The organism is Amycolatopsis sp. NPDC033938, from assembly GCF_055575975.1.
This window is the reverse complement of the sequence record NZ_JBVIRO010000023.1, coordinates 37,701-50,516: the sequence shown is the minus strand read 5'-3', so window position 1 is coordinate 50,516 and position 12,816 is coordinate 37,701. Positions and strand designations below refer to the sequence as shown.

Sequence of the window (12,816 nt, the reverse complement as noted above, 5' to 3'; positions counted from 1 at the left end):
GGCCGCGTTGTCCGGGCAAAGGGCCGAACGATTCCTGGAGTGAACCCATGGGCACCGCGATCTTCCTGATCGTGCTCCTCGCCGTCGTGGTCGGCGGCGGTATCTACTTCGCGAAATCCCAGGCGGCGGCCAAAAAGCGCCAGCTGGACGACGCGAAGGCGGACGCACGGCGCCTCGTCGAGCGACTCGGCGGTCAGGTCATGAACATCACCGGCACGGACACCGCCTCCCAGCAGGCGATGGCGGACGCGTCCGAACGCTTCACCGCGGCGGGCTCCCAGATGGAACAGGCGCAGACCGTCGAGCAGGCTCGTCTGGTGCGTGAGACCGCCATCGAGGGCCTCTACTACGTCCGCGCGGCGAGGATCGCGATGGGCATGGACCCCGGTCCGGAGCTGCCCGGCAGCGAAGAGCGCGATCGGGCCGGCAAGGTCACGGAGTACCGCTCGGTCGACGTCGAGGGCGAGCACTACGAGGCTTCGCCGGATCCGAGCCAGCGGACGCCGCACTACTACCCCGGTGGGCGCGTGGCGGGCCGTCCGGTGCCGCAGGGCTGGTACAGCGAGCCGTGGTGGAAGCCCGCGCTCGTCGCCGGTGCCTGGGGTCTCGGGTCGATGCTGCTGTTCAGCGCGATGTTCTCCGGCATGGCCGGGGTCGCGAGCGCGTCGGCCTGGGAGTCGGGATACGACGCCGGACAGGAGGACGCCGCCGCGGACGCGGGTGGCGACGCCGGTGGTGACATGGGCGGGGACGGCGGCGGCTTCGACGGCGGCGGCTTCGACGGCGGCGGCTTCGACGGCGGCGGTTTTGACGGCGGCGGGTTCGACGGGGGCGGCTTCGACTTCTAGCCCGCTTCGGTCTTTTCAAGCGCTATGAAAGGTCCTTTCCTTGCAAATTTTGCAAGGAAAGGACCTTTCATGGCATTCGGGACCCAGGCTGCGGTGATTCGTCGGTGCAGGTGGTCGACTACTTGCGACGTCGGACCTGGCTGCGGCTTGGGGCTGAAGGGCGCTTTCCCCGCATCGCATGCGGGGAAAGCGCCCTTCGCCGCGTGAGATGCGGGGAAAGTCCCCTTCAGCCCGGCTGGCAGGTCGGGCACCAGAAGAGGTTCCGCGCGGCCAGGTCGCTGCGCAGCACCGCCGTCCCGCAGACGAGACACGGCAGACCTTCGCGGCGGTAGACGTACACCTCTCCCCCGTGCCGGTCCTGCCGCGGCGCGCGGCCGGTCACCTCGGGCAGATGCTCCGGCGCGACCGTGTCGATCCGTCCCACCCGGACACCGTGCCGCATGAGCGTCACGAGATCCGCCCACAGGTCGTCCCACAGCCCGCGATCGAGCGCGCGGCCGGGCAGGAGCGGGGCGACACCGTGCCGGAACAGCACCTCGGCGCGGTACACGTTGCCGACCCCGGCCAGCACCGACTGGTCCATCAGCAGCGCCGCGATCGAGGTCTTGGACCGCGAGATCCGCTCCCACGCCTTGTCCGGTTTCGCGTCCCGGCGCAGCGGGTCCGGGCCAAGCCGGGCCTTGATCGCGTCGACCTGGGGCGTGTCGAGCAGTTCGCACCGGGTCGGGCCGCGCAGGTCGGCGGAATGCGTCGGGCCGACCAGCCGCATCCGCACCTGCCCCACCGGCTCCGAAACCGGCAAGGCGTCGTCGGAGAACGTGCCGTAGAGGCCGAGGTGGACGTGCACCGTCCCGTGTGGACCGTAGTCGTGGAACAGATGCTTCCCGTACGCCTCGGCCTTCACCAGCACCCGGCCGTCCAAACGGGACGCTTCGGCGGCGAACCGTCCCTGTGGGCTGCTCACCGCGACCGGATGACCGGCGAAACGGCGTTTGTGCAGACGGGCGAGGCGATGGAGCGTGTGCCCCTCGGGCATGTCAGTGCTCGGGCAGCGGCGGCGGCCAGCCGGTGTTCTCGTAGTCGACGATCTGCTGGACCCGGCGGCCGTGCCGCTCGTCCGGGCTCGGCGGGGTCGCGAGGAACGCCTCGACGATCTCGGTCGCCTCTTCGGCGGTGTGCATCCGCGCGCCGACGCCGATCAGCTGGGCGTGGTTGTGCTCGCGGGTGAGCTTCGCGGTCTCGACACTCCACGCGAGACCGGCGCGAGCGCCCTTCACCTTGTTGGCCGCGATCTGCTCGCCGTTGCCGGAACCGCCGACGACGATGCCGAGGCTGCCCTCGTCCGCGACGACCCGGCGGGCCGCCTCGATGCAGAAGGCCGGGTAGTCGTCCGCCGCGTCGTAGACGAAGGGACCGACGTCCTCGACGTCGTGACCCTGCTCCTTGAGGTGGGCCACGAGGTGGTTCTTCAGTTCGAAACCGGCATGGTCAGAGCCAAGGTAAACACGCACGGTGCGGAGTCTGCCATCACCGCACGCCTCGGGCATGCTCTGGGGGGTGGACATCTGGGGGCAGCGGGAATCCGACATCAGGCTCGAATGGGGACCCGAGGGCATCGAAGCGCTGAAAGGCGGCTGCGCCGTTCTGATCGTCGTCGACGTGCTTTCCTTCTGCACCACAACGGATCTCGTCCTCGGCAACGGCGGCCGTGTGCTGCCCGTCCGCTGGCGCGATCACCGCGGCGAGAAAGAAGCGAAGGCGGCCGGAGCCATCCTGGCGGGTGAAGGCGAGTGGACCTTGCGACCTTCGTCTGTGACGGAGATCCCTTCCGGAACCCTCCTCGCGCTCCCCTCCCCCAACGGCGCCACGCTCTGCGACGCCGCGGCCACGACCGGGGCCCACGTGTTGGCGGGCTGCCTGCGCAACGCCTCCGCCGTCGCCGCGCGTGCCGCCGAACTCGCGGACGGCCGCCCGATCGGCGTCATCCCGGCCAGGGAACGCTGGGACGCGTCTCCGCCGAAGCCCGCCTCGCGGCCGTCGCCGCCGAAGCGACCGACATCCCCCAAGCACTGGCAGAGTGCTCCTCGGGGCGAGAGCTCGCCGCGGCCGGGCACGGGAACGACGTCACCCTGGCCGCGCGACTCGATACGAGCAGCACGGTTCCGATGCTGCGCAACGGAATTCTGGAGGACCTGTGACTTGGCTCGAACTCGCGGACGGCGTGTACGCCCGCCGCTACCAGGAGCTGGACCTGACCGTCGGCCTGGTCGTCGGGAGTGAACGCTGCCTGGTCGTGGACGTCCGCGGCGACGTCGAGCAGGGCGCCGAACTCGCCGCCGCGGTGCGGGAGATCACGCCGCTGCCGTGGTCGGTCGTGTACACCCACGCGCATTTCGACCACGCCTTCGGCACCACGCCGTTCCTGCCGTGCGATGTCTGGGCGCACGAAGCGTGCCTGACCGAGCTGACCACTTACGGCGAGGGCGCCCGGAAAAAGTGGATTGAGCATTACCTCAAGGAAAACCGGCCCGAAATGGCCAAGGCGCTGGAACGCACCGAAATCACCATGCCGGACCGGCTGGTCACCGACACCGCCGAGATCGACCTGGGCGGTCGCGAGGTCGTGCTGCGGTTCCTCGGCCACGCCCACACCGACCACGATCTGTTCGTCCACGTGCCCGACGTCGGCGTCCTCTACGCGGGCGACGCCGTCGAGAACGCCGAAGCAGGCTTCAGCGCGTTCTCCTTCAACGACGGCAGCTCGCTGCCCAGTTGGACGGACGTGATGGACGCGATCCTCACGCTGGACCCGCGGATCATCGTCGCCGGGCACGGAGACCCGGTCGACACCGCCTTCATCGCGAAGCACCGCGATGGGCTGCGCGAACTTGTCGCGCTCAAAACGCGGCTCAAGGCAGGAGACCTCACGACGGACGAAGCCGTCGCGAAGTCCCCCTACCCCGACGATGTCACCAGGGCCGCCCTGGAGACCCCTTAATCGAAGTTCAGGTCCCCGGTCCGGGTGCGCTTCAGCTCGAAGAAGTCCGGGTAGCTCGCGAGCGCGCGGGCACCGTCGAAGATCTTGACGGCGTCCTCGCCACGCGGGATCGAGCTGAGCACCGGGCCGAAGAAGGCGACGCCGTCGATGTGGATGGTCGGGGTGCCGACGTCCATTCCGACGGGATTCATACCTTCGTAGTGACTCTTTTTCAGCGCCTCGTCGTACTCGGTCGACTCCGCGGCCTCGGCCAGTTCGGCCGGGGCGCCGATGGCTTCGAGGGTCTCCTTGATGACCTGCGGGATGTCCTTGTTGCCCTGATTGTGGTGGCGCGTGCCGAATTCGGTGTAGAAGTCGCGCAGGGCCTCCTCGCCGTTCTTCTGCGCGAGCGCGGTCGCGACACGAACGGGTCCCCAGCCCTGGCTCAGCAGCTCCTTGTACTGCTCAGGCAGGTCTTCGCGACCGCTGTTGAGCTCGGAAAGGCTCATGATCCGGAAGCGCAGATCGAGCGAGCGGTGCTTTTCCACTTCGAGGATCCAGCGCGAGCTGATCCAGGCGAAGGGACAGATCGGGTCGAAGTAGAAGTCGACCTTGGTCGTCTCGGACGGGGCGGTCATCAAGTTCTCCCAATGCCATCGTCTGGTGGAGCGGTGCCTACGGAGTGCTACACAGCGAGCCAACATCGCGGCCGTCGGTGTTGTTCCCGTCGTCAGCACCGCCCTCGACATGATTGGATGCCTGTAGTTGGAAACCAAAACCGATACCGATGACCAGAGGTGCCAGTGCCCGCCCCCAACCTGACCCGAGACCAAGCCAAGCTGCGCGCGGATCTGCTCGACGTCGAGTCCTACGACATCGAACTGGATCTGACCGACGGCCGCGGCGGTCCCGGTGAGAAGACCTTCACGTCGAAGACGACGATCAAGTTCGCGAGCGCCAGGAGCGGCGAAGCGTCGTGGGTCGACATCGTCGCCGAGGGGATCGAGTCCGCCGTCCTCAACGGGACGGAACTCGACGTCAGCGGGTACGTCGAGGACAAGGGCGTCGAACTTCCGTCGCTCGCCGAGTCCAACGAACTCGTCGTGGACGCGGTCTGCCGGTACATGAACACCGGCGAGGGCCTGCACCGGTTCGTCGACCCGGTCGACGACGGCGTCTACCTCTACACGCAGTTCGAGACCGCCGACGCCAAGCGCATGTTCGCCTGCTTCGACCAGCCCGACCTCAAGTCGGTCTACCGGCTCACCGTGCTCGCGCCGAAGGACTGGAAGGTCATTTCGAACGCGCTGGTCGAGTCGACCGAAGAGACCCCGGAAGGTGCCGTCCGCACCGTTTTCGCCGTATCCGAGCGGATCTCGACCTATCTGGTCGCACTGATCGCGGGCCCGTACAGCGAGTGGCGCGACGAGTACTCCGACTCCCACCGCACGATCCCGCTCGGCATCTACTGCCGCGCTTCGCTCGCCGAGCATATGGACGCGGACAAGCTGTTCACCGAGACCAAGCAGGGTTTCGCCTTCTACCACGAGAAGTTCGCCACCCCGTACCCGTTCTCCAAGTACGACCAGCTGTTCGTGCCGGAGTTCAACGCGGGCGCGATGGAGAACGCGGGCGCCGTCACCTTCCTGGAGGACTACGTCTTCCGCAGCCGTGTCACGCGCTACGCCTACGAGCGCCGCGCCGAGACGCTGCTGCACGAGATGGCGCACATGTGGTTCGGCGACCTGGTCACCATGCGCTGGTGGGACGACCTGTGGCTGAACGAGTCGTTCGCGACCTTCGCGAGCGTGCTCGCGCAGGCCGAGGCGACCGAGTACAAGAACGCGTGGACCAGCTTCGCGAACATCGAGAAGTCGTGGGCGTACCGGCAGGACCAGCTGCCCTCGACGCATCCGATCGCCGCGGACATCGTCGACCTGCACGCGGTCGAGGTGAACTTCGACGGCATCACCTACGCCAAGGGCGCGAGCGTGCTCAAGCAGCTCGTCGCCTACGTCGGGCTCGACCACTTCCTCGAAGGCCTGAAGGTCTACTTCGGCAAGCACGCCTGGGGCAACGCGACCCTGGCGGACCTGCTGGGCGCGCTGGAGGAGGCGTCGGGCCGCGACCTGTCGTGGTGGAGCGCGCAGTGGCTGGAGACCACCGGTCTCAACTCGCTGAGCCCGCGCTACGAGATCGGCGCGGACGGCGCGTACACCTCGTTCGCGGTCACGCAGACCGGCGCCAAGCCGGGTGCCGGTGAGCTGCGGACGCACCGGGTGGCGGTCGGCGTCTACGACGAGGACGAAAACGGCAAGATCGTCCGCAAGCACCGCGTCGAACTCGACGTCGACGGCGAACGCACCGACGTGCCGGAGCTGGTCGGTCTCCCGGCGGGCAAGCTCGTGCTGGTCAACGACGACGACCTGACCTACTGCACGATGCGGCTCGACCCGGCGTCGCTGACCACGCTGATCGACCGCATCGCCGACATCACCGACCCGCTGCCCCGCACGCTGTGCTGGTCGGCGGCCTGGGAGATGACGCGGGAGGCCGAACTCAAGGCCCGCGACTTCGTCACGCTGGTCCAGCGCGGCGTCCACACCGAGACCGAGGTCGGCGTGGTGCAGCGGCTGCTGCTGCAGGCGCAGACGGCGCTGAACTCGTACGCGAACCCGGCGTGGGCGGCGGACAAGGGCTGGCCGGAGTTCTCCGGCAGGCTGCTGGAGCTGGCGCAGGGCGCCGAGGCCGGTTCGGACCACCAGCTCGCGTTCGTGAACTCGCTCGCCGGATGCGTGCTCGACGACAAGACGCTGGCGATCATCGCGGGCTGGCTCGACGGTACGGCTCCCCTGGAGGGGCTGACCGTCGACACCGACCTGCGCTGGCGGCTGCTGCAGGCGCTGGTCGCGCACGGCAAGGCGGAGAACGCCGAGATCGACGCGGAACTCACCAAGGACGACACCGCCGCCGGACGGCGTCAGGCGGAGCGCTCGCGGGCGCTCCGGCCGACCAGCGACGCGAAGGCCGACGCGTGGCAGCGGGCGGTGTACGACGACGAGCTGCCCAACGCGGTCAGCGACTCGCTGATCACCGGGTTCTCCCACCCCGGCCAGAAGCATCTGCTCGGTGACTACGTGACGCGCTACTTCGACGTCATCGACGAGGTGTGGCAGCGACGCTCCAGCGAGCGGGCGCAGCCGACCGTGGTCGGGCTGTACCCGTCGTGGGCGGTCGAGCCGTCGACCGTGGAGGCGTCGGACGCGTGGCTGGCCGGGGAGCACCCGGCGGCGCTGCGCCGTCTCGTTTCCGAAGGCCGGGCCGGGATCGTGCGGGCGCTGGCCGCCCGTGAGTTCGACTCGCAGGCCGGGGTCTAGTCCGGTGACGCGATTGGTCCCGTAACGCCATGAAAGGTCCTTTCCTTGCAAATTTTGCAAGGAAAGGACCTTTCATGGCACTCGGAAGTGCTTGAAGCGAGCGTCAGTGCTGAGGTGAGCCGGCCTGGTCGCTGAGCATGCGCAGAGCGTTCACAAGGCCGCCGATGAGGTCGCCTTCCTTGAAGGAGGCCACCATGCTGGCCACGGCGAGCTTCGCGCCGCGGTCGGGCAGGCGGTACCGGGCCTGCGAGCCCGTCACGATCTCGATGGCACGCTGGCCGGGCGACACGGCGACGACCACGGCGTCGGCCGGGTTGTCGGTCGAGGCCAGCAGGCCTTCGGCGGCCGCGCGGGTGTCGTCGCCGAGCTCACCGAGGTACACACTGAAGTCGAGGCCGGTCTCGCGGCTGGCCAGCGTCAGCGCCTCGTCCAGCCGGGCAAGCTGCTGGGTCGAGAATGGGCTGATCGGCCCAGCCGGTTCGTACATCTTGGCGGCGGAAATCCGGCCGCTCGAGGTAACGGCGGCGCCGTAACCGGGCTCTTCGTCAACAGCTGCGGACGCGTGGGTCAGTTCACCAGTTGCCACGAGCGCCTCCTGTCACCGAAGTTCCGTCCGTCGCACCGACGGCGGTCGCACCGCCGACGTTCGCGTGCGAATGCCTGGCGCCGACACCCTCGGGGTTGGCGCTCCACCACATGGCCGGGTACTCCCACGGCTGCCCCGGCCGGTACCGGGCGTTGCCCGCGCCCTTCGACCGCAGCGTGGCCACCCCGCAAAGCGCGTAGATGGCCAGGGGGATCACCGCGAAGACCAGGATCGTCTCGACAAGGTTCACGCGCGTGAGCGTATCCGACCCGGGTACGGAACGCCGTGCCGCACCCGGTCGCGTGGCGTGGTCCGCGCCACCTACCGCTCGCCGTCCGCGAGGGGCCGTCCGCCGCTTGCCGCGAAAGCGCTCCCACGTTGGGCCGAAGCCCTCAAGGCCGAAAGGTTGCAACTCAACGTACGGGCGGCCGCACCCGGCGCTGTCGTCTTGTCGTGGCCTTGAAATCCTCGTAGCTTTTTCACCTGTACGGGCCTTGCGCCCAGCTCCCCCACCCCAGCAGGTAACGCACCGGTCGCAGGAGGACTTGTCATGCAGAGCACCCAGACACCCGGCCAGGCGATCATCGACGACATTTCGTCACTCTTCGAAACTGAATTCTTCACCGGCACGCGTGTGACGGCGGGCACACGGGTTACGCGGGGTACTCGTGTCACTCGCGGTACCCGGGTCACCGCCGGCACCCGCGTCACGCGTGGCACCCGGGTGACCCGTGGCACCCGCGTCACCGCCGGCACTCGCGTCACCCGTGGCACGCGCGTCACTCGCGGCACCCGCGTCACGGCAGGCACCCGCGTCACCTGCGGAACCCGCGTCACCCGTGGCACTCGCGTCACCCGTGGCACCCGCGTCACCTGCAAGAACGACTTCTCGCTGGCCGCCTGAGCCCGGGCACGACCGGTCAAGCAGGGGACGGCGTACTCGTAACAAGCTTCACCACGGCATCATCGGCTCGCCCCGGCCGCCGAAAGGCAGCCGGGGCGCCGACGTGTTCAGCTTCAGAACCGAAGTCAGGCCGCGGTTCCCAGGTACGGCCGCCACAACGGGTCGGCCTCCTTGGAATGGGCGAGCAGCCGCCAGTGCGGCCCGTGCGGGGCCCTCGGCACGACGCGCAGCCGCCAGCCGATCTCGGACAGCAGCTTGTCCGCCTTCCGATGGTTGCACTTGGCGCAGCAGGCAACGCAGTTCGACCAGCTGTGGGGACCGCCACGGCTGCGCGGGACGACGTGGTCGATCGTCTCGGCCCGCCCCCCGCAGTAGGCGCAGCGGTACCGGTCGCGGTGCATCAGCCCGGCCCGGGTCAGCGGAACCTGCGCACGGTAGGGCACGCGTACGTAGGTACTCAGCCGGATCACCGAAGGCACGGGCAGCGAAACCGTGGCGGCGTGCAGTTCGAGCCCTCCCGGGTCTCCGTGCACCACCTCGGCCTTGCCGCACATCACCAGGACCACCGCGCGCCGCAACGGCAGCGCCGTGAGCGGCTCGAACGTGGCATTCAACAGCAATACCCGTCTGCGACCCCACGAAGTCGTCGTGGGTGCCGCCGTAGTCGACGGATCCCGCCCTCTACGCTGTCCGGGCGGGCGGGCAACACCCCCTGGCCGGGTTCCCGGCCCGCCCGGTGGCGCCCCGTGCGAGGGGGCACCTCCCGGATGAGCGCGCAACACGACCTCCGGCGCCTGTCCGGCCAAGGCTTGGCTCGGGACGCCGAGGGGGATGGGTTGTCGGTCTGGCACTCGACCACCTCCACCGGTGCAGGCATAGTCGACCACAGATCAGCCCCAAAGTGCACGTGTGTTACAAGACGTGTCACATGCGCGCGACCCCGCGTCCACCTGAAGTCGGGTGTTTCGAATCCGCGGGGGTTCCTGCCGCGCCCAGCAGCGCGAACGGTCCCCGCCGAGCTGGAAAGGACATTTCTTCTCCGTGAACCTGCTCCCCACCGAACCTCCGGCCTGCGTCAAGGACGCCAGCACCTTCTGCGGCCAGGTGTTCCAGGTCACAAACAACGAATGGCTCTCCGCGTCGGCCGGCTGGCTGCTGACGAAGCCGATCAAGATCCTGCTGATCATGGCCGTGGCGTTCCTGCTGCGGTACGTCGTCCGGCGCCTGATCAACCGCGTGACGCGGATGCCGAGCGGCTCCAAGAAGCTGCCCGCCCTCTTGAGACCGCTGCGGGAGAAGGCTCCCGAAGTGCTCGGGTCGGCGGTCATGGAACGACGCCGTCAGCGCGCCGCCACGATCGGTTCGGTGCTCAAGTCGATGGCGACGTTCTTCATCTACGGTCTCGCGTTCATCCTCGTGCTGGGCGAACTGGGGATCGACCTGGCGCCGATCATCGCCTCCGCCGGCATCGTCGGTGTCGCGCTCGGTTTCGGCGCGCAGAACCTCGTCAAGGACTTCCTCTCCGGCATCTTCATGATGATCGAGGACCAGTACGGCGTCGGTGACGTCGTCGACGTCGGTGAGGCGTCCGGCACCGTCGAGGCCGTCGGCCTCCGGATCACCACCCTGCGTGACATCAACGGCACCGTCTGGTACGTCCGCAACGGTGAGGTGCTGCGGGTCGGCAACTCGAGCCAGGGCTTCGCGGTGGCCGTCGTCGACGTCCCGCTCAGCTACTCGGTCGACGTCGAGAAGGCCACCGAGCTGATGGCCGAGAAGTCGAAGGCGCTCCTGGAGAACGAGGTGCTGGCTCCCCACGTGCTGGAGCCGCCCGAGATGCTCGGTGTGGAGTCCGTGACGCCGGAAGGCATCAAGGTCCGGCTGACGGTGAAGGTCCGGCCCGGCAAGCAGTGGTCCGTGCAGCGCGCGCTGCGGGCGCACCTGCTCGCCGCGCTCGACGAAGCGGGCTTCGAACCACCTCTGGGGCGCTTTATGTCGACCGGCCCCGCCACCCAGTAGGACAAGGGCAGAATGGAAGTGTGTCCGTGAGCGAACCAGACCCCACGACCTTGTACGAGGCGATCGGCGGTGAACCGGTCTTCACCCGGATCGTCGCGCGGTTCTACGCCGAGGTGGCGGTCGACGAAGTCCTTCGCCCGCTGTACCCCGAGGAGGACCTCGGGCCGGCGGAGGAACGCTTCCGGCTGTTCCTCATGCAGTACTGGGGCGGCCCGCACACCTACTCGGATCAGCGCGGCCACCCTCGGCTGCGGATGCGGCACGCGCCGTTCAAGATCGGCCCGATCGAACGCGACGCCTGGCTGCGCTGCATCAAGATCGCGGTCGACGAGGAGCACATCGAGGAGCCCTACCGCTCGCAACTGTGGGCGTATCTCGAAATGGCCGCCAACAGCATGATGAACAGTTTCGTGTGATGGCGACGGGCGCGGCTTGGTGGGACCAAGCGGTCTTCTACCAGGTCTACGTGCGCTCGTTCGCCGATTCCGACGGGGACGGCGTCGGTGACCTCGAAGGCATCCGCGGCAAGCTCGGGTACCTGGAGCTGCTCGGGGTCGACGCGCTGTGGCTGACGCCGTTCTACCGCTCGCCCATGGCCGACCACGGGTACGACATCGCCGATCCGCGCGACGTCGACCCGATGTTCGGCACCCTCGGCGATTTCGACGTCCTGCTGACCGAGGCGCACAAACGCGGCATCAAGGTCACCATCGACGTCGTCCCCAATCACACCAGCAACACCCACCCCTGGTTCAAATCGGCGATGGCGGCGCCGCCGGGCAGCCTGGAACGGGATCGCTACATCTTCCGTGACGGGCTCGGCCCGCGCGGCGACCAGCCGCCGAACAACTGGGTCAGCGCGTTCGGCGGCCCGGCGTGGACCAGGGTCCCGGACGGCCAGTGGTACCTGCACCTGTTCTCGCCGCAGCAGCCGGATCTGAACTGGACCAACCACGAGGTCGCCGCCGATCTGGAGCGCACCCTGCGGTTCTGGCTGGACCACGGGGTGGACGGCTTCCGCATCGACGTCGCGCACGGCATGGCGAAACCGCCGGGCCTGCCGGATATGGACCCGCGGGTGAACCCGCTCGGGCCGAGCGAGTTCTACGACCCGAGGTTCGACAACGACCGGGTCCACGAGATCCACCAGATGATCCGCAAGGTCCTCGACGAGTACCCCGGCGCGATGGCCGTCGGGGAGATCTGGGTGACCGACGAGGAACGCCTGGCGCGGTATCTGCGGCCGGACGAACTGCATCTGGCGTTCAACTTCCGCCTCGTGCTCACGCATTTCGACGCGGACGCGCTGCGGACGGCCATCGAGCGGTCCCTGGCGGTACCGAAGGCCGCCGGGGCGTCGGCCACCTGGACGCTGAGCAACCACGACGTCTGGCGGCAGGTCAGCCGGTACGGCGGCGGTGAGCGGGGCGTGCGGCGGGCGCGGGCGATGGCGCTGGTCGAATTCGCGCTGCCCGGGACGATCTATCTGTACAACGGCGAAGAACTGGGCCTCGGCAACGTCGACCTCCCGCCCGAGGCGCTCGCCGACCCGCGCGCCAAGACCTCCGGCGCCGAATTCGGCCGAGACGCGGCGCGGGTGCCGCTGCCGTGGGAAGGCGACCGTCCGCCGTTCGGTTTCTCACGCAACCCGCGCACCTGGTTGCCGATGCCCGCTTCTTGGACGTCGGTGACCGTGGAAGCGCAACTGGAGGATCCCGCGTCGACGCTGTCGCTGTACCGGCGGGCGATCGAGCTCCGCAAGTCACATCGGGCTTTCCGCGGCGACGACCTCGAGTGGTACGGCGCCCCGGCCGGCTGTTTCGCGTTCCGGCGGCGAGGCGGCGGGCTGGTCTGCGCGCTGAACACGTCGGCGAGCCCGATCGCGTTGCCGCCGGGCGAGGTGCTGCTGTCGAGTGTGCCGCTGGTGGACGGGAAACTGCCACCGGACGCGGCCGCCTGGCTCGTCTGAGCCCGGCTCGGGGCTGAAGGGCGCTTTCCCCGCATGCGATGCGGGGAAAGCGCCCTTCGCCGCGTGAGATGAGGCGAAGGGCCCCTTCAGCCCCCACCTCAGAACCCCAAGGGCGAGAAGGCGCCATGAAAGGTCC

The 12,816-nt window shown here is 68.6% G+C and carries 13 protein-coding genes and 1 pseudogene; 8 read left to right on the top strand and 6 right to left on the bottom strand.

All coding sequences use genetic code 11. The features are described from left to right. The first annotated feature begins 47 nt into the window (after positions 1-47). Positions 48-848: a hypothetical protein gene (locus ACZ5ZX_RS36655; protein ID WP_465506572.1), complete on the top strand. Its 801-nt coding sequence runs from the start codon at positions 48-50 to the stop codon at positions 846-848. A 226-nt stretch (positions 849-1,074) separates the two neighbouring features. Here ACZ5ZX_RS36655 and ACZ5ZX_RS36650 read toward each other — a convergent pair whose 3' ends face one another. Both ACZ5ZX_RS36650 and ACZ5ZX_RS36645 read right to left on the bottom strand, forming a co-directional pair. Next, the gene (locus tag ACZ5ZX_RS36650) at positions 1,075-1,884 is read right to left on the bottom strand and encodes an Fpg/Nei family DNA glycosylase (protein WP_465506571.1); all 810 of its coding nucleotides are present in this window, start codon (positions 1,882-1,884) and stop codon (positions 1,075-1,077) included. A 1-nt stretch (position 1,885) separates the two neighbouring features. Next, positions 1,886-2,359, bottom strand: coding sequence for a ribose-5-phosphate isomerase (locus ACZ5ZX_RS36645; RefSeq protein ID WP_465464641.1), 474 nt, complete (start codon positions 2,357-2,359; stop codon positions 1,886-1,888). A gap of 34 nt (positions 2,360-2,393) precedes the next feature. Between ACZ5ZX_RS36645 and ACZ5ZX_RS36640 the strand changes: the two are divergent. Together ACZ5ZX_RS36640 and ACZ5ZX_RS36635 are read left to right on the top strand one after the other, a co-directional pair. Continuing rightward, a pseudogene (locus ACZ5ZX_RS36640) lies at positions 2,394-3,046 on the top strand (2-phosphosulfolactate phosphatase). Beyond that, on the top strand, positions 3,043-3,846 hold the full coding sequence (locus ACZ5ZX_RS36635; RefSeq protein WP_465506570.1) for an MBL fold metallo-hydrolase: 804 nt from the start codon (positions 3,043-3,045) through the stop codon (positions 3,844-3,846). Before ACZ5ZX_RS36640 ends, ACZ5ZX_RS36635 begins: the two are co-directional and overlap by 4 nt. Here ACZ5ZX_RS36635 and ACZ5ZX_RS36630 read toward each other — a convergent pair. Next, positions 3,843-4,463 (bottom strand): mycothiol-dependent nitroreductase Rv2466c family protein, encoded by a 621-nt coding sequence (locus ACZ5ZX_RS36630; protein ID WP_465506569.1) that lies wholly within the window; start codon positions 4,461-4,463, stop codon positions 3,843-3,845. The genes ACZ5ZX_RS36635 and ACZ5ZX_RS36630 overlap by 4 nt on opposite strands. Before the next feature lie 165 nt (positions 4,464-4,628). Between ACZ5ZX_RS36630 and pepN the strand changes: the two genes are divergently transcribed. After that, the gene (gene pepN, locus ACZ5ZX_RS36625; RefSeq protein WP_465506568.1) at positions 4,629-7,202 is read left to right on the top strand and encodes an aminopeptidase N; all 2,574 of its coding nucleotides are present in this window, start codon (positions 4,629-4,631) and stop codon (positions 7,200-7,202) included. A gap of 103 nt (positions 7,203-7,305) precedes the next feature. Here the strand turns inward: pepN and ACZ5ZX_RS36620 are convergent, their stop codons facing one another. Together ACZ5ZX_RS36620 and ctaJ are read right to left on the bottom strand one after the other, a co-directional pair. Beyond that, entirely contained in the window at positions 7,306-7,788 is a 483-nt protein-coding gene (locus ACZ5ZX_RS36620) for a DUF5130 family protein (RefSeq protein WP_465506567.1), read from the bottom strand. Beyond that, positions 7,775-8,038 carry an aa3-type cytochrome oxidase subunit CtaJ gene (gene ctaJ / locus ACZ5ZX_RS36615; RefSeq protein WP_465506566.1) on the bottom strand — a complete coding sequence of 88 codons (264 nt, stop codon included), beginning with the start codon at positions 8,036-8,038 and terminating at the stop codon, positions 7,775-7,777. Before ctaJ ends, ACZ5ZX_RS36620 begins: the two co-directional genes overlap by 14 nt. A 300-nt stretch (positions 8,039-8,338) precedes the next feature. Here ctaJ and ACZ5ZX_RS36610 point away from each other — a divergent pair, with 300 nt between their 5' ends. Continuing rightward, positions 8,339-8,692 (top strand): hypothetical protein, encoded by a 354-nt coding sequence (locus ACZ5ZX_RS36610; RefSeq protein WP_465506565.1) that lies wholly within the window; start codon positions 8,339-8,341, stop codon positions 8,690-8,692. A gap of 125 nt (positions 8,693-8,817) precedes the next feature. Here ACZ5ZX_RS36610 and ACZ5ZX_RS36605 read toward each other — a convergent pair whose 3' ends face one another. Next, positions 8,818-9,312: an HNH endonuclease gene (locus tag ACZ5ZX_RS36605; RefSeq protein ID WP_465506564.1), complete on the bottom strand. Its 495-nt coding sequence runs from the start codon at positions 9,310-9,312 to the stop codon at positions 8,818-8,820. Between the two features lie 421 nt (positions 9,313-9,733). Between ACZ5ZX_RS36605 and ACZ5ZX_RS36600 the strand changes: the two genes are divergently transcribed. From ACZ5ZX_RS36600 to ACZ5ZX_RS36590, 3 genes are read left to right on the top strand one after another with little or no spacing between them, the layout of a single operon-like run. After that, complete coding sequence (locus ACZ5ZX_RS36600; RefSeq protein ID WP_465506563.1) at positions 9,734-10,711, top strand: mechanosensitive ion channel family protein; 978 nt, start codon at positions 9,734-9,736, stop codon at positions 10,709-10,711. Positions 10,712-10,731: 20 nt separating this feature from the next. Then, positions 10,732-11,127, top strand: a complete 396-nt coding sequence (locus ACZ5ZX_RS36595; protein ID WP_465464631.1) for a globin — start codon at positions 10,732-10,734, stop codon at positions 11,125-11,127. After that, complete coding sequence (locus tag ACZ5ZX_RS36590; protein ID WP_465506562.1) at positions 11,127-12,680, top strand: glycoside hydrolase family 13 protein; 1,554 nt, start codon at positions 11,127-11,129, stop codon at positions 12,678-12,680. Before ACZ5ZX_RS36595 ends, ACZ5ZX_RS36590 begins: the two co-directional genes overlap by 1 nt. Positions 12,681-12,816 lie beyond the last annotated feature (136 nt).

What these genes read in the sequence shown, in the direction of transcription:
- ACZ5ZX_RS36610 (WP_465506565.1), top strand. Translation starts at nt 8,339, where the DNA reads ATGCAGAGCACCCAGACACCCGGCCAGGCGATCATCGACGACATTTCG.
- ACZ5ZX_RS36590 (WP_465506562.1), top strand. Translation starts at nt 11,127, where the DNA reads ATGGCGACGGGCGCGGCTTGGTGGGACCAAGCGGTCTTCTACCAGGTC.
- ACZ5ZX_RS36655 (WP_465506572.1), top strand. Translation starts at nt 48, where the DNA reads ATGGGCACCGCGATCTTCCTGATCGTGCTCCTCGCCGTCGTGGTCGGC.
- ACZ5ZX_RS36650 (WP_465506571.1), bottom strand. Translation starts at nt 1,884, where the DNA reads ATGCCCGAGGGGCACACGCTCCATCGCCTCGCCCGTCTGCACAAACGC.
- ACZ5ZX_RS36630 (WP_465506569.1), bottom strand. Translation starts at nt 4,463, where the DNA reads ATGACCGCCCCGTCCGAGACGACCAAGGTCGACTTCTACTTCGACCCG.